The organism is Bradyrhizobium sp. Leaf396 (genome assembly GCF_001424605.1).
GTDB classification, from domain to species: domain Bacteria; phylum Pseudomonadota; class Alphaproteobacteria; order Rhizobiales; family Xanthobacteraceae; genus Bradyrhizobium; species Bradyrhizobium japonicum_C.
The window spans coordinates 184043-205313 of sequence record NZ_LMQJ01000064.1 but is presented as its reverse complement, the minus strand read 5'-3'; the positions used below and the strand labels follow the sequence as shown (position 1 = coordinate 205313).

Below are 21271 nucleotides of genomic sequence, written 5' to 3'. Positions count from 1 at the left end.
CTAGAACAGCGACTTTGCCGCGGCCGAGGCGACGCTCACCACGGGACCCGCAAACAACGCGAACAGCAGGTTGAACAGGCCCGCGACCGCCAGCACCGTCCGCACCTCGATGCGCACCGGATCGACCTGGCCGGCCGGCTCGTCGAAGTACATCGTCTTGACGATGGCGAGGTAGTAGTAAGCACCCACCACGCTGGTCAGCACGCCGATGACGGCGAGCGTGAACAGGTTCGCCTTGATGGCCGCGACGAAGACGTACCATTTGGCGAAGAAGCCGGCGAGCGGCGGAATGCCGGCGAGCGAGAACAGCAGCATCGCGAACATGAAGGCGAGCAGCGGATTGGTCCGCGACAGGCCGGCGAAATCGGTGATCTGCTCCACGGCTTGGCCGTTGCGCTTCATGGCGAGGATGATGGCGAACGAGCCGAGCGTCATCGCGACATAGATCACGATGTACATCAGCACGCCCTGCGCGCCCTCGACCGTGCCGGAGGCGAGGCCGACGAGGGCAAAGCCCATGTGGCCGATCGAGGAGTACGCCATCAGGCGCTTGATGTTGGTCTGGCCGATCGCGGCGAAGGAGCCGAGCGCCATCGAGGCGATCGAGACGAACACCAGGATCTGCTGCCATTGCGAGACGATGCCTGGGAATGCGGTCAGCGTGACGCGGGTGAAGACGGCGAGCGCGGCCACCTTCGGCGCGGACGCGAAAAAGGCGGTGACCGGGGTCGGCGCGCCCTCATAGACGTCCGGCGTCCACATGTGGAACGGCACGGCCGAGACCTTGAAGCAGAGGCCGACGAGCAGGAAGACGAGGCCGAACACCAGGCCGACATTCGAGACCGTCGCGGCCGCGGCAATCCCGGTGAAGCTGACCGTGCCGGTGAAGCCATAGACCAGCGAGGCTCCGTAGAGCAGCATGCCCGAAGACAGCGCGCCGAGCACGAAATACTTCAGGCCGGCTTCGGTCGACTTGGCATTGTCACGGTTCGAGGCCGCCACGACGTAGAGCGCGAGCGACATCAGTTCGAGGCCGAGATAGAGCGAGATCAGGTCGCCGGCCGAGATCAGCACCATCATGCCGAGCGTCGAGAGCAGCACCAGGATGGCATATTCGAAGATGCGGCGCGAGGGGTCGGACAGGAACTCGGTCGACAGCACCAGCGTCACCGCCGAGCCGATCAGGGCCAGGATCTTCATGAAGCGGGCGAAGTCGTCGACGATGAAGCTGCCGCCGAATGTGACCTGCTTGCCCGCGGGCTGCATGTAGACGAGCGCGCCGACCACGATCAGGAGCACCACCGCCAGAGAGGTGACGGTGCTGGTCGACCCCTGCCCGCGAAAGGCTCCGAGCATCAGAAGCGCCATCGCGCCGACCGCGAGCACGAGCTCGGGCAGCACCGGCGCCAGTTGATAACCTGCAATCACAAAGTTCATGGCGATATCCTGACCTGCCCGTTTACTGGAGCAGTGCGGCGGCCTTCACGGCCGTCACGGCGGAGTTGTAGTTGTTGACGAGTTGCTGGACCGAGGCGGCCGACATGTCGAGCACCGGCTTCGGGTAGACGCCAAACAGGATCGTCAGCGCGATCATCGGGAACAGCGTCAGGCACTCCCGGAAGGTGAGATCCTTCATGTTCGCCAACGACGGCTTGACCAACGCGCCGAACACGACCTTGCGGTAGAGCCACAGCGCATAGGCCGCCGACAGGATCACGCCGAAGCTGGCGAAGAACGCGGTCGGGATCGAGACCTTGAAGGTGCCGAGCAGCGTCATGAACTCGCCGACGAATCCGCTCGTGCCGGGCAGACCGACATTGGCCATGGTGAAAACCATGAAGGTCAGGGCATAGAGCGGCATCCGGTTGACGAGGCCGCCATAGGCCGCGATCTCGCGGGTATGCAGGCGGTCGTAGACAACGCCGACGCAGAGGAACAGCGCGCCGGAGACGATGCCGTGCGAGATCATCTGGAAGACGCCGCCGGCGACACCCTGCATGGTGCCGGCGAAGATGCCCATGGTGACGAAGCCCATATGCGCCACGGACGAGTAAGCGATCAGCTTCTTCATGTCCTCCTGCATCAGGGCCACCAGCGAGGTGTAGATGATGGCGATGGCCGACAGCGTGAACACCAGCGGCGCGAAGTCGTGCGAGGCCAGGGGGAACATCGGCAGCGAGAAGCGCAGGAAGCCGTAGCCGCCCATCTTCAGGAGGATCGCGGCCAGGACCACGGAGCCCGCGGTCGGCGCTTCGACGTGCGCGTCGGGCAGCCAGGTGTGCACCGGCCACATCGGCATCTTCACCGCAAACGAGGCGAAGAACGCGAGCCACGCCCAGGTTTGCAAACCGCGCGGCACGGCGGTGTGCATCAGGGTCGGGATATCGGTGGTGCCGCCGTTCCAGTACAGCGCCATGATGGCGAGCAGCATCAGGACCGATCCGAGCAGCGTGTAGAGGAAGAACTTGAACGACGCGTAGACCCGGCGCGGACCGCCCCAGACGCCGATGATGAGGAACATCGGGATCAGGCCGCCCTCGAAGAACAGGTAGAACAGCACGAGGTCGAGCGCCGAGAAGGTGCCGATCATCAGCGTTTCCAGGATCAGGAACGCCATCATGTATTCGCGGACGCGGTTGGTGATCGCCTTCCAGCTCGCGATGATGCAGAACGGCATCACTGCGGTGGTCAGGATCACCAGCGGCAGCGAGATGCCGTCGACGCCCATGTGGTAGGTGATGCCGGTGGCGAGCCAGTTCGCCTTCTCGACGAACTGGAAGTCCGGGTTGGCGGGATCGAAGCGCATGACCAGGATCACCGACACCGCGAAGGTGATCAGCGTGGTCCAGAGCGCGATCCAGCGCGAATTGCGCTTGGCTGCCTCGTCATCGCCGCGGCTGAGATAGACGATCAGCGCGCCGACCAGCGGCAGGAACGTCGTGACCGAAAGGATGGGCCAGGTTGTCATTTACTGGCCTCCAAAGCCGAACATGAACCAGGTGATCAGCCCGGCGGCGCCGATCAGCATGGCGAATGCGTAGTGATAGAGATAGCCGGTCTGGATCTTGACGACGTTGCGGGTGACATCAAGCACGCGCGCCGAGACGCCGTCGGGGCCGAGGCCGTCGATGATGAAGCCGTCGCCCTTCTTCCAGAGCTGGTATCCGAGCCACTTCGCCGGACGGACGAAGATGATGTCGTAGAGCTCGTCGAAGTACCATTTGTTGAGCAGGAACTGGTACAGCATCGGCTGCGTGTTCGCGAGCTCGACCGGCAGGTAGGGACGGCGGATGTAGAACAGGTACGAGACGAGGAAGCCCAGCACCATCATGACCGTCGGCAGGAAGGCGATGGTCTGCGGGATGTGGTGCATCTCCTCGATGATGTGCGGGTTCATCTTCAAGGACTCGCGGAAGAACTCCTCGATGCCGTGACCGGCGAACAGCTCCTTGAACGGCAGCCCTGCGACGAACGAGCCGACCGCGAGCACGCCGAGCGGGATCAGCATCCAGAGCGGAGCCTCGTGCGCGGCCTCGTAGTGATGCTCGTCATGCGGCTCGCCGTGGAAGGTCTTGAAGATCAGGCGCCAGGAGTAGAACGAGGTCAGGCCGGCGGCGACGATCGTCATGAGGAAGCCGTACACCGCGAACGGATTGTGCGAGGCATAGGCCGCCTCGATGATCGCGTCCTTGGAGAAATAGCCGGCTGTGAGCGGGAAGCCGGTCAGCGCCAGGGTGCCGACCACCATCACCGCATAGGTGTAGGGGATCTTCTTCCAGAGGCCGCCCATGTTGCGGATGTCCTGCTCGTGGTGCATCGCGTAGATCACCGAGCCGGAGCCCAGGAACAGCAGCGCCTTGAAGAAGGCGTGCGTGAACAGGTGGAACATGCCGACCGAATAGGCCCCTGCCCCCATCGCCACGAACATGTAGCCGAGTTGCGAGCAGGTCGAGTAGGCGACGATGCGCTTGATGTCGTTCTGGACGAGGCCGATGGTCGCCGCGAAGAACGCCGTGGTGGCGCCGAAGAACATCACGACGGCCTGCGCGTTCGGCGCGAGCTCGAACAGCGGCGACAGGCGCGCCACCATGAAGACGCCGGCGGTGACCATGGTCGCGGCGTGGATCAGCGCCGACACCGGGGTCGGACCCTCCATCGCGTCCGGCAACCAGGTGTGCAGCAGGAACTGCGCGGACTTGCCCATCGCGCCCATGAACAGCAGCAGGCAGGTCAGGGTCAGCGCATCGGCATGCCAGCCCAGGAAGTTGATGGTCTTGCCGGTGAGGCCGGGGGCGGCATTGAAGATCGTCTCGAAATCGGTCGAGCCGACAAGCATAAAGACCGCGAAGATGCCGAGCGCGAAGCCGAAATCGCCGACGCGGTTGACCACGAAGGCCTTGATCGCGGCGGCGTTCGCCGACGGCTTCTGGTACCAGAAGCCGATCAGCAGGTAGCTGGCCAGACCCACGCCTTCCCAGCCGAAGAACAGCTGCACGAGGTTGTCCGCCGTCACCAGCATCAGCATGGCGAAGGTGAACAGCGAGAGATAGCCGAAGAAGCGAGGCCGGTTCGGGTCCTCGTCCATGTAGCCAATGGAATAGAGGTGCACGAGCGAGGACACGGTCGTGACCACCACCAGCATCACGGCGGTGAGCGTGTCGACGCGGAGCGTCCACCAGACCTGGAGGTCGCCGGAGAAGATCCAGGGCAGCAGCTGGATCCTGTAGTCGTGGTGCATGAAGCCCACATCGACCAGCGTCATCCAGGATAGCGCGGCCGAGACGAACAGCAGGGTCGTTGTGATCAGCTCGGCGCCGCGCGAGCCCGCCGCGGGCGGCTCGGCCGGGCCATGACCGTGATCGTCATGCCCGTCGCCGGGCTCGTGATGGGTCTCGTGGATGACCGAGGCGTCCTGATTGATCGTATCGGATGCATGGGCAGGCGCATGCCCGTGGTCGCCGTGATGCTCGACCTCGTCGCCCGAGGGGTTGCGGGCATGCGCCCCGAACAGCGCGATCAGGCCGGCCAGAATGGCGCCCAGCAGAGGCAGGAAAACGATTGCCTGAACCATTTGAGAGCTCAGCCCTTCATCAGATTGACGTCCTCAACCGCGATCGAACCGCGGTTGCGGAAATAGACCACCAGGATGGCGAGACCGATCGCGGCTTCCGCCGCCGCGACGGTGAGCACCAACAGCGCGAAGACCTGGCCGACAATGTCGCCGAGGAAGGTCGAGAACGCCACGAGGTTGATGTTGACCGCGAGCAGGATCAGCTCGATCGACATCAAGATGACGATGATGTTCTTGCGGTTCAGGAAGATGCCGAGAATGCCGAGCGTGAACAGGATCGCGCCGACCGCCAGGTAGTGTCCGAGCCCGATCGTCATTTCACCCACTCCGCCGCATCGGCGTCCGAGAGCCCCTGCCCCGGCGCCACCTTGCGCATCGCCATCGCCATTTCGGGCGTGCGCGCGTTCTGAACGTTGATGTCCTGCCGCTTCACGCTGGCCTTGTGGCGCAGCGTCAGCACGATGGCGCCGATCATGGCAACCAGCAGCACCATGCCCGAGAGCTGGAAGTAGTGGATGTACTTCGTATAGAGCACGAGGCCGAGCGCCTCGGTGTTGCTGACATCGGCCGGGATCGCCGCCGTGATGGTCTTGGAGACGCCGGGATTGATGACCCAGAATCCGACAGTGAGCAGCAGTTCGAACAGGAAGATGCCGCCGATCACGAGGCCGACCGGCAGGTACTCGATGAATCCTTCGCGCAGCTGGAGGAAGTCGACGTCGAGCATCATGATCACGAACAGGAACAACACGGCGACCGCGCCGACATAGACGACGATCAGCATCATGCCGAGGAACTCGGCGCCCATCAGCACGAACAGGCCGGAGGCGTTGACGAAGGCCAGGATCAGGTACAGCACGGAGTGCACGGGATTGCGCGAGACAATCACCATCACCGCCGAGGCGACGCAGACGCCGGCGAAGAGATAGAAGAACAGCGCGGGAAGGATCATGCCCCCACCTCACCGGTACGGCGCGTCGAGCTCGATCGCTTTCGCGATCTCGCGTTCCCAGCGGTCGCCGTTGGCGAGCAGCTTGGCCTTGTCATAATAGAGCTCCTCGCGGGTCTCGGTCGCGAACTCGAAATTCGGGCCCTCGACGATGGCATCGACCGGGCAGGCCTCCTGGCAGAGGCCGCAATAGATGCACTTCACCATGTCGATGTCGTAGCGCACGGTGCGGCGGGTGCCGTCGTTGCGGCGCGGGCCGGCCTCGATGGTAATGGCCTGCGCCGGGCACACTGCTTCGCACAGCTTGCAGGCGATGCAGCGCTCTTCGCCGTTCGGATAGCGGCGCAGCGCGTGCTCGCCGCGGAAGCGCGGCGAGATCGGGCCCTTCTCGAACGGATAGTTCAGCGTCGGCTTCGGCTGGAAGAAGTAGCGCATGGCGAGGAAAAACGCCGAGACGAATTCCGACAGCAGGAGCGAGCGTGCAGTGGCGTTGATATTGATACCCATGACGGCCCTCACTTCGGCGCGATGCCGGCGAATTGCAGCACGCCGGCCACCACGATCACCATCGCGAGCGACAGCGGCAGGAACACCTTCCAGCCGAGGCGCATCAGTTGATCGTAGCGGTAGCGGGGCACGATCGCCTTCGCCATCGCGAACAGGAAGAACATGAAGAACAGCTTCAGCGAGAACCAGATAATCCCCGGCACCCAGTTGAAGGGCGGCAGGTCCACCGGCGGCAGCCAGCCGCCGAGGAACAAGATGGTGGCCATCGCGCACATCGTGACGATCGCGACATACTCGCCGAGCATGAACAGCAGGTAGGGAGTCGAGCCGTATTCGACCATGAAGCCGGCGACGAGTTCGGATTCCGCTTCGACGAGGTCGAAGGGCGGACGGTTGGTTTCCGCCAGCGCCGAGACGTAGAACACCACGAACATCGGAAACAGCGGCCAGACGTACCAGTTCAGGATCGTCAACTGCGGCAGCCCGATCAGGCTGGCAAGGCCACGGGTGTGCTGGGCCTCGACCACGGCGGTGAGGTTCAGCGTGCCGGCGCAGAGCAGCACGGTGATGATGACGAAGCCGATCGAGACCTCGTAGGACACCATCTGCGCCGCCGAGCGCAGCGCGGCCAGGAACGGGTATTTCGAGTTCGACGACCAGCCGGCCATGATGATGCCGTAGATCGACAGCGACGAGATCGCGAAGATGAAGAGGATGCCGACATTGATGTCGGCGATCACCCAGCCGAGATTGGTCGGGATCACCGCCCAGGCGGCCAGCGCGAGCACGCACGACACCAGCGGCGCCAGCAGGAACACGCCCTTGTTGGCCCCCGCCGGGATGATCGGCTCCTTCAGCACGAATTTGAGCAGGTCCGCGAAGGACTGCAGCAGGCCCCAGGGACCGACCACGTTCGGGCCGCGGCGGATCTGCACCGCCGCCCAGATCTTGCGGTCGGCAAGCAGGATGTAGGCGATCGCGACCAAAAGGACGACGAGCACCAGGACGCTCTGCGCGACCATGATGATCAGCGGCCAGAGGAACCCGGTCCAGAATGCGCTTTCGAAAAATTCCATCAGATCACGCTCACTCCGCTGCGGTCAGCATGTGCCCGGAGGCGAGGCGCGAGCACTCCGCCATGACGGCGGATGCACGCGCGACTGGATTGGTCAGGTAGAAGTCCTCGATCAGGGGCTTGAACGGCGCCTTCTCCGGCGTGCCGCCCTTCCCCGCCAGCTTCTTGATCTGGTCGGCGGAGCCGGCCTCGATCTGGTCGAGACGGATCAGATGCGGCACCGCCTTGAAGAGCGCCTGGCGCAGCTGAGCGAGCGAGTCGTAGCCGAGCTTCCTGCCGAGCGCCTCGGACAGCGCGCGGATGATCGCCCAGTCCTCGCGGGCTTCGCCCGGCGGGAACGCGGCGCGGCCGGTCATCTGCACGCGGCCCTCCGTATTGACGTAGATAGCGGACTTCTCGGTGTAGGCCGCGGCCGGCAGGATCACGTCGGCGCGATGCGCGCCGCGATCGCCGTGGGTGCCGATATAGACGACGAAGGTGCCGTCCGGCGCCTTGATCTCATCGGCCCCGAGCAGGAACAAGAGATCCAGCGTGCCGAACGTCGTCATCTGCGCGGCGTTCAACCCGCCGCCGGTCGCAGCAAAGCCGATGTCGAGCGCGCCGACGCGTGAGGCGGTCTCATGCAGCACGCCAAAGCCGTTCCAGCCGTCCTTGACCGCGCCGACGTCGAGCGCGAGCTTGGCAGCGGCGGCGAGAATGGCGGCGCCATCGTGGCGGGCAGCCGCGCCCGCGCCGACCATGATGATCGGATTCTTGGCGTTCTTCAGCACGTCCATGAAAGAGTGCTTGCCGGCCGCGAGCTCACCCAGCGTATCGGTGCCCGCGCCCAGGTGATCGTAATCGTAGGTCAGGTTGGGCCTGGCGCCGATCACGCCGACCTTGAAGCCGCCGGTGCGCCAACGCTTGCGGATGCGGGCGTTGAACACCGCCGCCTCTTTCCGCGGATTGGCGCCGATGATGAGCAGCGCATCGGCCTGCTCGACGCCTGCTAGTGTCGGATTGAAGATGTAGGAGCCGCGGCCGAGCGCGGGATCGAAGGCATCGCCGCCCTGCACCGCCAAATTGCCCGAGCCGTATTTGGCGAGCAGATCCTTCAGCGCGAACATCTCCTCGACGCCGGCGAGGTCGCCGGCGATGGCACCGATGCGCTTGCCGTCGGTGCGCGCCGCCTTGGCGGCGATTGCGGCGAAAGCTTCGGGCCAGGTCGCCGCGCGCAGCTTGCCGGCCTCGCGGATATAGGGCCTGTCGAGGCGCTGGGTGCGCAGGCCGTCGACGACGTGACGGGTCTTGTCGGAGATCCACTCCTCGTTCACGGCCTCGTTGATACGCGGCAGGATGCGCATCACCTCGCGGCCACGGGTGTCGACGCGGATCGCTGATCCCAGGCCGTCCATGACGTCGATCGACTGGGTCTTGCCGAGCTCCCACGGGCGCGCCGCAAATGCATAAGGCTTCGAGGTCAGCGCGCCGACCGGGCAGATGTCGACGAGGTTGCCCTGCAACTCCGAGGACAGCGCGTGCTCGAGATAGGTGGTGATCTCCATGTCCTCGCCGCGGCCGATCGCACCCATCTCGGGGGCGCCGGCGACTTCCGCCGAGAAGCGGACGCAGCGCGTGCACTGGATGCAGCGGTTCATGGAGGTCTTGACCAGCGCGCCGAGATATTTGTCCTCGACCGCGCGCTTGTTCTCCGCGAAGCGGCTGGTGTCGACACCATAGCCCATCGCCTGGTCCTGCAGGTCGCACTCGCCGCCCTGGTCGCAGATCGGACAGTCCAGCGGATGGTTGATGAGAAGGAATTCCATCACGCCTTCGCGTGCCTTCTTCACCATCGGCGAACGCGTGGAGATCTCCGGCGGCTCGCCCTTTGGCCCCGGACGGCAGTCGCGCACGCCCCAGGCGCAGCTCGCGACCGGCTTCGGGCCGCCCTTCACCTCGACGAGGCACATCCGGCAATTACCGGCGATCGACAGCCGCTCGTGATAGCAGAAGCGCGGAATCTCGGCGCCGGCCGCCTCGCACGCCTGGAGCAACGTGTATTCGGCAGGGACATCGATTTCTTTGCCGTCGATGATGAGCTTGGTCATGTCTCTTACTCCGCCGCGACCATGTTCACGGGATCGCGGACGCCGATATCGTCGACATCGGCCCTGTGCGAATACTGGTCGATGCGCGCTTCGATCTCGTGGCGGAAATGCGTGATCAGGCCCTGGATCGGCCAGGCCGCCGCATCGCCCAGCGCACAGATCGTGTGGCCTTCGATCTGCTTGGTCACCTCGAGCAGCATGTCGATCTCGCGCTTGTGGGCGCGGCCTTCGGCCATGCGGGTGAGGACGCGCCACATCCAGCCGGTGCCTTCGCGGCAAGGCGTGCACTGGCCGCAGCTCTCGTGCTTGTAGAAATAGGAGATGCGGGCGATGGCGCGGATCAGGTCGGTGGACTTGTCCATCACGATCACGGCCGCGGTGCCGAGGCCCGAGCGCAGCTTGCTCAAGGAGTCGAAATCCATCGGCGTGTCGATGATCTGCTCGGCCGGCACCATGCGCACCGACGAGCCGCCGGGGATCACCGCCTTGAGGTTGTCCCAGCCGCCGCGGATGCCGCCGCAATGCTTCTCGACCAGCTCGCGGAACGGAATGCCCATGGCTTCTTCGACGTTGCACGGACGCTCGACATGGCCGGAGATGCAGAACAGCTTGGTGCCGACATTGTTCGGACGGCCGATGCCGGCGAACCAAGCCGCGCCACGACGCAGGATGTCAGGGGCAACCGCAATCGACTCGACGTTGTTGACCGTGGTCGGGCAGCCGAACAGGCCGACATTGGCCGGGAACGGCGGCTTGAGGCGCGGCTGGCCCTTCTTGCCTTCGAGGCTTTCGAGCAGTGCGGTCTCCTCGCCGCAGATATAGGCGCCGGCGCCGTGGGCGACGTAGAGGTCGAACGGCCAGCCGTTGACGTTGTCCTTGCCGATCAGCTTGGCCTCATAGGCCTGGTCAATCGCGGCCTGAAGGCGCTCGCGCTCGCGGATGAACTCGCCGCGAACATAGATGTAGCAGGCATGCGCATTCATCGCGAAGCTGGCGATCAGGCAGCCCTCGACCAGCAGATGCGGATCGTGCCGCAAGATCTCGCGGTCCTTGCAGGTGCCGGGCTCGGACTCGTCGGCGTTGACGACGAGATAGCTGGGACGACCGTCGGTGGACTCCTTCGGCATGAAGGACCATTTCAGACCAGTCGGGAAGCCGGCGCCGCCGCGGCCGCGGAGCCCTGAGGCCTTCATCTCGTTGATGATCCAGTCGCGGCCCTTGTCGATGATGTTCTTGGTGCCGTCCCAGGCGCCGCGGCGCCGCGCGCCCTCGAGCCCCCAATCGTGGAGGCCGTAGAGGTTCTTGAAGATGCGGTCCTTGTCCTCGAGCATATCAGTGCTTTCCGATCAACGAATGGACTGCTTGTAGGCAAGTCCGGCGGCGCAGACGGCGAAGAACAGCGCCCAGAGCAGACTGGTCTCCTGCGATGCGTTCATGAAGAAGCGCTGCAGCAGGAACATGAACGTGGCCGCCACGACGGCGTGCATCGCGACAAATCCCCACTTCTTCATGGCACCGCTCCCCTGCATTGAAGGCGACGAGAGAGCACGCATCAGGTGGTCTCCTTCAGCGTGGTCGGTCCGGTGATCGGTGCCGAGAACTGGCGGCCATTCTGCGGACCGGGCTTCGGCGGATTGCCCGAAGCAAAACCGTCGAGCACCTTGCCGAAGCTTTCCTTGGTCAGATCCTCGTAGGTATCCTTGCCGATCAGCACCATCGGCGCGTTCACGCAGGCACCCAGGCACTCCACCTCTTCCCAGCTGAAATTGCCGTCCTTGGACAGATGGAAGGGCTCGTGATGGATACGGTTCTCGCAGACGTGGATCAGATCCTCGGCGCCGCGCAGGCGGCACGGCGTGGTGCCGCAGACCTGGACATGGGCCTTCTTGCCGACGGGAGCAAGCTGGAACATCGTGTAGAAGGTCGCAACTTCCAGCACGCGGATATAGGGCATGTCGAGCATGTCGGCGATGACGCGGATGGCGGCTTCCGACACCCAGCCCTCGTTCTGCTCCTGCGCCCGCCAGAGGATCGCGATGACGGCGGAAGCCTGGCGGCCGGCCGGATATTTCGCGATCTGCTGCTTGGCGAATGCAAGGTTCTCCTCCGTGAACGCGAAGCTCGCGGGCTGGACTTCCTTCGGTGCTAATCGGCGAACGGACATCTCTAATCTCTCACTGCATGCGGCGCGCGGTTTTCGCGTTCAGGGCATCGATCCTGTCCTGCCAGAACGCGCTTGCGGTGCCGAAAACGTTGTAGCCGACGTGGGTCGAGACCTTGATGCGGTCGAGGATCGACAGCTCGGTCACGGTTTCCATCCGCCTGCTGCGCGGATCGAACACGATCAGCTTCAGCGGGGTCTGTTCCAGGATGTAGCGCGACACCGCATGTGAGCGGTCGCTGCCGTGCTCCTCGCACATGATGACGCTGTCGGCCTGCAGCAGCCGGACGCCGCCCTTGATCGCCTCGATCTCGACGCCCTCGACGTCGAGCTTGATCAGGTACTTGCCACTGGTCGCAATCTTCCCGTCATCGATGAGGTCGTCGAGCGCGATGACCGGCACCTCCTCGCCGCCAGCGGACGGATCGCCAGCGATGCTGAAGGCCTCGTGCTTGGTGCCCGACAGGCGCGCGGTGCCGCGGGCCGAGCCGATGGCGCACTTCATCGTCTCGAAGCGGTCATTATTGACCCGCGCATTGTTGGCGAGCTTCGGATAATTCTGCCCCGACGGTTCGATCGCGATCGCCTTGTGCGCGCCGAACGGCTTGCTCGATACCAGCACCGACCAGTAGCCGTAATTGGCACCGCAATCGAGCAGCGTGTAATCGACGTCGACGGAGTCGGCGAACAGCAGCTCTAGTTCGTCCTCGTAGTGATAGGAGCGGTTGAGCAGCTTGCTCCAATATCCGTCACCGTAGGGAAATTCAAACACCGCGTCGGGATTGAGCCTGATCGCGATGTTGCGCTCGGGCAGCGTCCTGCGCAGCAAATTCGCACAAGCGATGTAGCCCATGTGCGAGAAGTGAGAGGAGATCTTCGATCCCGTCACCAGCGCCAAGGCAGCCGTCCGCTCCCACAGGTTGGCCCCTTCCAGGGCCCCCGAGGCGCGGTCAAACTGGATTGGCGCCTGCGCCATCACCGATCGACCTCTCCGAACACGATGTCGAGCGAGCCGAGGATCGCCGAGACGTCGGCGAGCAGATGGCCGCGGCAGATGTGATGCATGGCCTGGAGATGCGCAAAGCCCGGCGCGCGGATCTTGCACTTGTAGGGCTTGTTGGTGCCGTCGGCGACGAGATAGACGCCGAACTCGCCCTTGGGCGCCTCGACCGCGGCATAGACTTCGCCGGCCGGCACGTGGACGCCTTCGGTGTAGAGCTTGAAATGATGGATCAGCGCTTCCATCGAGCGCTTCATCTCGCCACGACGCGGCGGCGCGACCTTGTTGTCGGCGACGACGACCGGGCCTTTCCCGTCGGGCTCATTCAGCTTCTGGATGCACTGCTTCATGATGCGCACGGACTGGCGCATCTCTTCCATGCGGATCAGATAGCGGTCGTAGCAGTCGCCGTTCTTGCCGATCGGAATGTCGAAATCCATCTCGGCATAGCATTCGTAGGGCTGCGACTTGCGCAGGTCCCAGGCCGCGCCCGAGCCGCGCACCATGACGCCCGAGAAGCCCCACTCCCAGGCTTCCTTGAGCGAGACCACACCGATATCGACGTTGCGCTGCTTGAAGATGCGGTTGGCGGTGAGCAGCCGGTCGAGATCGTCGACCACCTTGAGGAAGGGATCGCACCAAGCCTCGATGTCGTCGACCAGCTTCTGCGGCAGGTCCTGATGCACGCCGCCGACGCGGAAGAAAGCTGCGTGCATGCGGCTGCCCGAGGCGCGCTCGTAGAATACCATCAGCTTCTCGCGCTCTTCGAAGCCCCACAGCGGCGGGGTCAGCGCGCCGACGTCCATCGCCTGCGTGGTGACGTTGAGCAGGTGCGAGAGGATGCGGCCGATCTCGCAATACAGCATGCGGATCAGCTGGCCACGGCGCGGTACCTCGATGCCGAGCAGCCTCTCGGCCGCGAGGCAGAAGGCATGCTCCTGGTTCATCGGCGCGACGTAGTCGAGCCGGTCGAAGTACGGGATCGCCTGAAGATAGGTCTTCTGCTCGATCAGCTTCTCGGTGCCGCGGTGAAGCAGGCCGATATGCGGGTCGACGCGCTCGACCACCTCACCGTCGAGCTCCAGCACGAGCCGCAGCACACCGTGTGCCGCCGGATGCTGCGGGCCGAAGTTGATGGTGAAGTTGCGCAGGTTCTGCGGTTGCTCGTTCATGATCAGCTCTTCGGCCCCGCTTTTTCATCCCCGGGCAGCGGGTAGTCCGCTCCTTCCCACGGCGAGAGGAAATCGAACTTGCGGAATTCCTGATTGAGGCGGACGGGCTCGTACACCACGCGCTTCTCCTGGTCGTCGTAGCGAACCTCGACGAAGCCGGTGAGCGGGAAGTCCTTGCGCAGCGGATGCCCCTCGAAACCGTAATCGGTGAGGATGCGGCGCATATCGGGATGACCGACGAAGAATACGCCGTAGAGGTCGTAGGCCTCACGCTCGAACCAATCCGCGCCGGGGAACACGTCGATCAGCGAGGGCACCTGCGTGGTCTCGTCGGCTTGCGCCTTGAGCCGGATCCGCGCATTCAGGGTCGGCGACAGGAAGTGGTAGATCACGTCGAAACGCTTCTCGCGATCGGGGTAATCCACCGCCGTGATGTCGGTGATGTTGACGAAACGGCAGTTCGGATCATCGCGAAGGTATTTGACCACCTCGACGATCTTGCTGGTCTCGATATCCACGGTCAGCTGGTTAAAGGCCACCGAGTGACCGGTGGCGGCGCCCGGAAGCGCGCTAACGATCGTCTGCCCCAGGGCGTCGAGCTTGGCGTCGTCCATGACGTAAGACCTTAGCGTTCGATGGTGCCGGTGCGGCGGATCTTCTTCTGCAGCAGCAGCACGCCGTAGAGCAGCGCTTCCGCCGTGGGGGGACAGCCCGGCACGTAGATGTCGATCGGCACGATGCGGTCGCAGCCGCGCACGACCGAGTAGGAATAGTGATAGTAGCCGCCGCCGTTGGCGCAGGAGCCCATCGAGATCACGTAGCGCGGCTCGGGCATCTGGTCATAGACCTTGCGCAGCGCCGGCGCCATCTTGTTGGTCAGGGTTCCCGCGACGATCATCACGTCGGACTGGCGCGGCGAGGCGCGCGGGGCAAAGCCGAAGCGCTCGACGTCGTAACGCGGCATGGACACCTGCATCATCTCGACGGCGCAGCAGGCGAGACCGAAGGTCATCCACATCAAGGAGCCGGTGCGCGCCCAGGTGATGAGGTCGTCGGTCGCTGCCACGAAGAAGCCCTTGTCGGACAGCTCGGAATTGACCTCGAGGAAGAACGGGTCATTGGCCCCGACCGGCTTGCCGGTCGACGGGTCCAGGATGCCCTTTGGGGCCGGCGCGACGACCGGACCTGTGGATGCGACGGGGTTCAATCCCATTCGAGTGCTCCCTTCTTCCATTCATAGGCGAACCCGACCGTCAGCACGGCGAGGAACACGACCATGGACCAGAAGCCGGTCGCGCCGAGCTTGCCGAAGGCCACCGCCCACGGGAACAGGAACGCCACTTCGAGATCGAAGATGATGAAGAGGATGGCGACCAGATAAAAACGGACGTCGAACTTCATACGGGCATCGTCGAAGGCGTTGAAACCGCACTCATACGCCGACAGTTTTTCCGGGTCCGGCTGCTGGAACGCAACGATGAAGGGCGCGATCAGCAGCACCAGACCAATCAGGCCCGCTACTCCTATAAAGACGACGAGTGGAAGATAGTTCTGAAGAATGCCGCTCATTGACGAGCCCTTTTTCCCGCAGCCTCGGGACAGCCACGGATTCGTCCGATTTGGAATTATTCTGAGCCTTAGCGCAGTGCACCAATGGGTGCAAGACACGCTCTTTTTAGGCCCTTTGCCGCCCCCGGCACGGCGAAAATCCCGGAATCACCCCGCGGCTGGTATGAAGCAGATCGCTGAGCCCAGCAAGGGCAGTCACGGTTTGGCAGGCCAGCAGTTCTGCGATTGCGGCACACCGGGCCGCGGCGGCTACCGGCCACGCGCTGGCCGGCCAAACGCCGGGGGTTCTTTGATGCGGCAGCGCCTTCAGCCGGCAGTGACCGCCGCGAGGTCCGATGCTGCCTTGGCGACACATCTGCCGGGACTTGTGGACCAGCGCGGACCAAAGCGGCCAATGATATCGCCGCAAGAGAAACAGCTATCCACAGCTGTGAGCGACCAGCAGAGCCGTGCGACGGGCCGGGCTCGTCCGGCGAATGCGCCGACAGGCGCCCCCGGCCGGGCCGCGAGCGCGGCGGCGACTTGGTCAGTCGCTCGCGCCGCGCTCGGATGAGCTTCGGGCCGGGGGGCATTGCCCATGAGCTCATCGATCTCCCGACGGAAGTCCGGCGGTGCCGGCCAGAGACGGGAACCAAGGTGCCCGATCAGTTGGTCGAGCTCTCAGAGTCTTGCCGCCGCACCCTTGCCTGCCCTCACCACTTGTAGGAAACGCTGGCGGTGACGCGCCGGCGGTCGCCGTAGAAACAGGACGAAGCCGACGCGCAGCTCGCGACATAGACCTTGTCGGTCAGGTTGATCACATTCAGCGCCGTGCGCCAGTTCTGCCATTCGTAATGAAGCGCGAGATCGCCGAGCACGACAGCAGGAACCTCGAGCGTGTTCGCGGTGTCGGCCCAGGACGAGCCGACGTAGCGGACGCCACCGCCGAAGCCGAACCCTGCGAGCGGTCCGTCCTTGAAGGTGTAGTCGGCCCAGCCTGAGACAAGGAGCTGAGGCGTGTTGGTCGGCGTCTTGCCGACCAGCGCCGGATTGAGATCCTTGCTGGTGAAGAGATGATAGGCCGTGAAGGCGCCAATAAACTTTAGCTCCCTCGTCGCATTGGCCACGGCTTCAAGTTCGACGCCGCGCGAGGTCACTTCGCCGGTCTGGTTCTGCAGGGTGGTGATCACCGGGTCGGTGGTCGGCACGTTCTGGCGCTTCAAGTCGAACACCGAAGCTGTGAAGTAGCCGTCAAATCCCCTGGGAGCGACCTTGACACCAATCTCGGCCTGCTGGCCGGTCTCCGGCCGGAACAGCTGGTTTTGGGCGTTGAGGCCGATGATTGGATTGTAGCTGGTTGCATAGGAGACATAGGGCGCGATGCCGTTGTCGAAATTGTAGATCAAGCCTGCCCGGCCGCTGAACCGGCTATCATTGTTATTGGCCAGCGCTGCCCCCGTGTCCCGGGCTTCCTGCGTGGTCTCGACCCAGTCATTGCGCCCGCTCAGCACCAGCGTGAAATTGCCGAGCTTCATCTGGTCCTGGAGGTAGGTGCCCGCCTGTTTCTGCGTGATCAGGAAGTTCCGGAACGGAGCGCCCGTGAGCGGGACATTGATGCCGTAAACCGGATTGAAGACATTGATCGAAGGGACGGTTCCGAAATTGAAGCTCTGGTAATCGTCGATCTGATAACCTTTGAGATCGACCCCGAACAGCATCGTGTGCCGCACCGGCCCCGTGTTGAAGCGATACTCCAGCTGGTTGTCGAGATTGGCCTGGTTCGCGGTGTTCTTCGCATACCAATTGTATCGGCCCATCGTCGCCGTATTGACGTTGTCCCAGCCGTTTCCGATGTAGCCGCGGTACGTCAAGTCGATGTGCGCAAACCGCGCATTCTGTCGGAACGTGAGGTCGTCGGTGAGATTGCGCTCGAACTGGTAGCCGAGCATCTCCTGTTCGCGCGTGAACTTGTCGACGGCGGGATCGCCGACGAAGAAGCTGGTCGGAATCTTGCCGAACGGCGCGTTGGTCACTGTTCCCTGATAGGGCAGGAAGTTGATGCCCCGCGTGTCCGTCCTTGAGGCCGACGCCAGCACCGTGAAACTCGTGTCGGCATCCGGCTTCCAGGTAAACGACGGCGCGATGAAGTAGTTGTTGTCAGGCGTGAAGTCGACTTGCGTGCCGCCGTTCCTGACCTCGCCGACGACGCGGTAGAACAGCTTTCCATCCTGCGGCTTCGTTGCGATCGGCCCGCCGAAGTCGAAGCCGATATAGGCGTTGCCGAAATTGTTGACGCCGGTCTCGATGTAGCGGATCGGCTCGGCGGGCGGCATCTTGCTGATGACGTTGACGATGCCGCTCGGGCTCGACCCGCCATAGAGTACGGCGGACGGACCGCGCAGCACCTCGACGCGTTCCATGTTGGACGGCGGCAACCGCCAGCTCGCATAGGAAGTATAGAACAGCTGCATGCCGTCGAGGAACAGCCCGATATCGTCGGACTTGAAGCCGCGGATCAGCCACCAATCGTTGCGCGTGTCCGCACCGAAAGTTCCGGCGCGCACGCCGGCTGTGTAGCGCAGCACTTCGTCGAGCTTGGTGGGCTTCTGGTCGCGGATCTGCTCGGCACCGATCACCGAGACCGATTGCGGCGTCTGCATGATCGGTGTGTTGGTCTTGGTGCCGGACGAACTGCGACCTGCGACATAGCCGTTCACCGGGCCCCGCGGCGTCTCGACGAAGCCGACATCGCGCTGCTGCCGCGGTCTGTTTCGCTCGGCGGTCTGCACGGACGACCGCGTCGCGCGGCGCTGCGGAGTCGCAGCAGCACGCCTCCGCCCTTCAGGAGCAGTGACGGTCACCGACGGCAGGTTCTGCGCGCCACTCTGCGCCGATGATTGTGCGAGCGATGCCTCCGGCATCAAGACCCAAGCGGATGCGGTCGCCAGCACGGCCGACCGCAGCATTCCAAGACTGTTCAACGCGCCACCCCAAAGCTGCATCTATCGTCATGCCGTCTGTCCCGAAACGGCATGCGCTTGCGATGACGCTTATGTGAGCGCGCGCGAATTCCCTAATTGAAAGCTTCTTAGAAATACTCTTAGAACCGATCCAATGCATCCGCGCGAGGCTGCGAGATCAGCATGCGCATTCGTCTCCGCCTGGGCCGCCGCGTCACGCTGTTCGCCCGAACCGTCCGCAAGATGCGGCTGATATCGGACCAGCGCCTGAAGCAGCGGGTTTCGGTCGCACGACATCCGCCAAGCAGGAGATGAAACCATTTTGCGGAACCGGCGAAACCATCCGGAAACAGATCGTCCGTAGAAGAGGAGCCATAGACGGCGGCGAAGCCCGTCGGGAGGCTCAGATGAACCACTCAATTCACTCTGCTGATCGTGCGACCCACCTGAAGATCGTGGTGGTGGCGCTGGTGGCGGGTACCCTCGTGGCCGGCTTCGGTATCGCAGCCCGCACCCATGCCGACTACAGCCAGACGGCCCAGTCCACCCAGGTAATCAAGGCCGGAAAGCCGGTGGTGGTGACCAGCGCGGCGACCTCGGAAATTCGCTGAAGCACCCTGTTCCGGGCTGACCATTGGCCGCCTCCCGGGCGGCCTTTTCGTTTTCCAGAGCAAGTGTTGGCCGGGACGGGCTGGCGAAGCGCAACGTCCTTGACTTCACCATGTCCCCCCTTTAAGTCCCCCCTCGTTCCGCGCGCGTCCAGCGAACCACGCGGGAGTAGCTCAGTTGGTTAGAGCGCCGGCCTGTCACGCCGGAGGTCGCGGGTTCGAGCCCCGTCTCTCGCGCCATTTTGGCAATCCCATCATAGTCTTAGCCTGATTTCTTCGGCGCGCATGCATCTTCGCGCGTCATTGCGGTGCCAAGCGGGAACTCTCGGCATAGTCAGCTCGCGCTGGAATCGTCTACCCCTTCCAGGACTTAATGGGTCTCCCCACGCGTTCCGGCTTTTCCGGGGCTTCCCTGCCATTGGATTGAGGAGGCAGTCATGGCCAAGAAGGATTCGGCAAAGAAGACAGCCGCGCCTGCCACCGTCACGCTCAAGCAGCTCGCCGCTGACATCGCGGAGCGCCGGGACCTGTCGAAAAAGCACGCCGAGGCCGTGCTGACGGACATGGTCGAGCTGATCGTGAAGCACCTCAAGAAGGGCGACCGGGTCCGCATCGTCGGCCTCGGCATCTTCCAGGTCCGCAAGCGCGCCGCCCGCACCGGCCGCAATCCTGCCACCGGCGAAGCGATCCACATCAAGGCAACCAGGAAGGTCGCCTTTCGTCCGGTCAAGGAGCTGAAAGAGGCGATCTGACCGCTTACACTTCGTTAAGGCTGATCAAACCTCCGTCCGGCCGCATCCGGCTCGCTTTTCTGATATACCGCCAGCTTCCCCAAAGACCCGGCGGTTGACCAGAAATGTCCTCCCTCTCCTTTACGCACACCGTGACCGAGCGCTTCCTGCGCTACGTCACCATCGATACCCAGTCCGATCCGGAATCCCCCACCTCGCCATCCACCGAGAAACAGAAGGATCTCGGCCGCGTGCTCGCTGCCGAGCTGAAGGCCATGGGCGTTGAGGACGCGCATCTCGACGAATACGGCTATGTCTACGCAACGATCCCGGCGAACACCGACAAGAAGGTGCCGGTGATCTGCTTCTGCTCGCACATGGACACTTCGCCGGATGTCACCGGCAAGGACGTCAAGCCGCAGGTCGTGAAGAATTATCGCGGCGGCGACATCACGCTGCCGGGGGACAGCAGCCAGGTGATCCGCTTCGCCGAGCACCCCGCACTGAAGAACCAGATCGGCAACGACATCATCACCACCGACGGCACGACGCTTTTGGGGGCCGACAACAAGGCCGGCGTCGCCGAGATCATGGATGCCGCGCATTTCTTCATCAACAATCCCGACGTGAAGCACGGCACCATCAAGATCCTGTTCACGCCGGACGAGGAGATCGGCCGCGGCGTCGACAATGTCGACCTGAAGAAGCTGGGCGCCGATTTCGGTTACACCATGGACGGCGAGAGTGCGGGCTGCGTCGAGGACGAGACCTTCTCGGCCGACGGCGCCACCATCACCATCAATGGCGTCAGCGCCCATCCCGGCTACGCCAAAGGCAAGATGGAGCACGCAATCAAGATCGCGGCGGCCATCATCGAACGCCTGCCGAAGGAAGGCTGCTCGCCGGAGACGACCTCGGGCAAGCAGGGCTTTCTGCACCCCATCGGCATCGAGGGCGCGCTCGAACAGGCGACGCTCTCCTTCATCGTGCGCGACTTCACCGAGGAAGGTCTCAAGGAGAAGGAGGTCCTGCTCGAGACCATCGTCAAGGACGTGATGAAGGATTATCCGCGCTCGACCTACAAGTTCGAGGTCAAGGAGCAGTACCGCAACATGAAGCAGGTGATCGACCGTCACCCGCACGTTCTCGAATACGCCATCGAAGCCATCCGCCGCGCCGGCCTGCGCCCGATGCGCACAGCGATCCGCGGCGGTACCGACGGCTCGCGGCTGTCCTTCATGGGCCTGCCCTGCCCCAACATTTTCGCCGGCGAGCATGCGTTTCATTCGCGGCTCGAATGGGTCAGCCGGCAGGACATGGAAAAGGCGGTGCAGACCATCGTGCATCTGGCGATGATCTGGGAGGAGCGGGCCTGAAGCTTCCCCGCAACCTTATGGCCGGG

The 21271-nt window shown here is 63.7% G+C and carries 21 protein-coding genes and 1 tRNA gene; 5 read left to right on the top strand and 17 right to left on the bottom strand.

Annotation, left to right across the window (positions count from 1 at the left end; translation table 11 throughout):
- The 17 genes from nuoN to ASG57_RS32230 form a co-directional block, all read right to left on the bottom strand.
- The gene (gene nuoN / locus ASG57_RS32305) at positions 1 to 1437 is read right to left on the bottom strand and encodes an NADH-quinone oxidoreductase subunit NuoN (protein WP_057198899.1); all 1437 of its coding nucleotides are present in this window, start codon (positions 1435 to 1437) and stop codon (positions 1 to 3) included.
- Between the two features lie 22 nt (positions 1438 to 1459).
- The gene (locus ASG57_RS32300) at positions 1460 to 2968 is read right to left on the bottom strand and encodes an NADH-quinone oxidoreductase subunit M (protein WP_024341238.1); all 1509 of its coding nucleotides are present in this window, start codon (positions 2966 to 2968) and stop codon (positions 1460 to 1462) included.
- Complete coding sequence (nuoL, locus tag ASG57_RS32295; protein WP_057198898.1) at positions 2969 to 5071, bottom strand: NADH-quinone oxidoreductase subunit L; 2103 nt, start codon at positions 5069 to 5071, stop codon at positions 2969 to 2971.
- Between the two features lie 8 nt (positions 5072 to 5079).
- Complete coding sequence (gene nuoK / locus ASG57_RS32290) at positions 5080 to 5388, bottom strand: NADH-quinone oxidoreductase subunit NuoK (RefSeq protein ID WP_015685769.1); 309 nt, start codon at positions 5386 to 5388, stop codon at positions 5080 to 5082.
- Positions 5385 to 6023: an NADH-quinone oxidoreductase subunit J gene (locus ASG57_RS32285; RefSeq protein ID WP_057198897.1), complete on the bottom strand. Its 639-nt coding sequence runs from the start codon at positions 6021 to 6023 to the stop codon at positions 5385 to 5387. The genes nuoK and ASG57_RS32285 overlap by 4 nt, the downstream gene beginning before the upstream one ends.
- A gap of 9 nt (positions 6024 to 6032) precedes the next feature.
- Positions 6033 to 6521, bottom strand: coding sequence for an NADH-quinone oxidoreductase subunit NuoI (gene nuoI, locus ASG57_RS32280; RefSeq protein WP_024341235.1), 489 nt, complete (start codon positions 6519 to 6521; stop codon positions 6033 to 6035).
- A 14-nt stretch (positions 6522 to 6535) separates the two neighbouring features.
- Positions 6536 to 7603, bottom strand: a complete 1068-nt coding sequence (gene nuoH / locus ASG57_RS32275) for an NADH-quinone oxidoreductase subunit NuoH (RefSeq protein WP_029674295.1) — start codon at positions 7601 to 7603, stop codon at positions 6536 to 6538.
- A gap of 10 nt (positions 7604 to 7613) precedes the next feature.
- Positions 7614 to 9689 (bottom strand): NADH-quinone oxidoreductase subunit NuoG, encoded by a 2076-nt coding sequence (nuoG, locus tag ASG57_RS32270; protein WP_057198896.1) that lies wholly within the window; start codon positions 9687 to 9689, stop codon positions 7614 to 7616.
- Positions 9690 to 9694: 5 nt separating this feature from the next.
- Positions 9695 to 11020 carry an NADH-quinone oxidoreductase subunit NuoF gene (gene nuoF, locus ASG57_RS32265; protein WP_024341232.1) on the bottom strand — a complete coding sequence of 442 codons (1326 nt, stop codon included), beginning with the start codon at positions 11018 to 11020 and terminating at the stop codon, positions 9695 to 9697.
- Positions 11021 to 11035: 15 nt separating this feature from the next.
- The gene (locus ASG57_RS36370; protein ID WP_024341231.1) at positions 11036 to 11242 is read right to left on the bottom strand and encodes a hypothetical protein; all 207 of its coding nucleotides are present in this window, start codon (positions 11240 to 11242) and stop codon (positions 11036 to 11038) included.
- A complete protein-coding gene (gene nuoE / locus ASG57_RS32260; protein ID WP_024341230.1) occupies positions 11242 to 11853 on the bottom strand; it encodes an NADH-quinone oxidoreductase subunit NuoE in 612 nt (203 codons plus the stop codon). Before nuoE ends, ASG57_RS36370 begins: the two co-directional genes overlap by 1 nt.
- Positions 11854 to 11863: 10 nt before the next feature.
- Positions 11864 to 12826 carry an FkbM family methyltransferase gene (locus tag ASG57_RS32255; protein ID WP_057198895.1) on the bottom strand — a complete coding sequence of 321 codons (963 nt, stop codon included), beginning with the start codon at positions 12824 to 12826 and terminating at the stop codon, positions 11864 to 11866.
- Positions 12826 to 14022 (bottom strand): NADH-quinone oxidoreductase subunit D, encoded by a 1197-nt coding sequence (locus tag ASG57_RS32250; protein ID WP_024341228.1) that lies wholly within the window; start codon positions 14020 to 14022, stop codon positions 12826 to 12828. Before ASG57_RS32250 ends, ASG57_RS32255 begins: the two co-directional genes overlap by 1 nt.
- Before the next feature lie 2 nt (positions 14023 to 14024).
- The gene (locus ASG57_RS32245) at positions 14025 to 14636 is read right to left on the bottom strand and encodes an NADH-quinone oxidoreductase subunit C (protein WP_024341227.1); all 612 of its coding nucleotides are present in this window, start codon (positions 14634 to 14636) and stop codon (positions 14025 to 14027) included.
- Between the two features lie 11 nt (positions 14637 to 14647).
- Entirely contained in the window at positions 14648 to 15235 is a 588-nt protein-coding gene (locus tag ASG57_RS32240; RefSeq protein ID WP_057198894.1) for a NuoB/complex I 20 kDa subunit family protein, read from the bottom strand.
- Complete coding sequence (locus ASG57_RS32235; protein WP_008136158.1) at positions 15226 to 15591, bottom strand: NADH-quinone oxidoreductase subunit A; 366 nt, start codon at positions 15589 to 15591, stop codon at positions 15226 to 15228. The genes ASG57_RS32240 and ASG57_RS32235 overlap by 10 nt, the downstream gene beginning before the upstream one ends.
- A gap of 692 nt (positions 15592 to 16283) precedes the next feature.
- The gene (locus ASG57_RS32230) at positions 16284 to 18536 is read right to left on the bottom strand and encodes a TonB-dependent siderophore receptor (protein ID WP_057198893.1); all 2253 of its coding nucleotides are present in this window, start codon (positions 18534 to 18536) and stop codon (positions 16284 to 16286) included.
- A gap of 177 nt (positions 18537 to 18713) precedes the next feature.
- Between ASG57_RS32230 and ASG57_RS39770 the strand changes: the two genes are divergently transcribed.
- The 5 genes from ASG57_RS39770 to pepT all read left to right on the top strand — a co-directional run bounded on the left by ASG57_RS39770 (position 18714) and on the right by pepT (position 21245).
- A complete protein-coding gene (locus ASG57_RS39770; protein ID WP_283806213.1) occupies positions 18714 to 18845 on the top strand; it encodes a hypothetical protein in 132 nt (43 codons plus the stop codon).
- 92 nt (positions 18846 to 18937) lie between these two features.
- A complete protein-coding gene (locus ASG57_RS32225) occupies positions 18938 to 19141 on the top strand; it encodes a hypothetical protein (RefSeq protein WP_024341224.1) in 204 nt (67 codons plus the stop codon).
- A 160-nt stretch (positions 19142 to 19301) separates the two neighbouring features.
- A tRNA-Asp gene (locus ASG57_RS32220) sits at positions 19302 to 19378 on the top strand.
- Positions 19379 to 19575: 197 nt separating this feature from the next.
- Positions 19576 to 19890 carry an HU family DNA-binding protein gene (locus ASG57_RS32215; RefSeq protein WP_024341211.1) on the top strand — a complete coding sequence of 105 codons (315 nt, stop codon included), beginning with the start codon at positions 19576 to 19578 and terminating at the stop codon, positions 19888 to 19890.
- A gap of 104 nt (positions 19891 to 19994) precedes the next feature.
- Positions 19995 to 21245: a peptidase T gene (gene pepT / locus ASG57_RS32210; protein WP_024341210.1), complete on the top strand. Its 1251-nt coding sequence runs from the start codon at positions 19995 to 19997 to the stop codon at positions 21243 to 21245.
- The last annotated feature ends 26 nt before the right edge of the window (positions 21246 to 21271 follow it).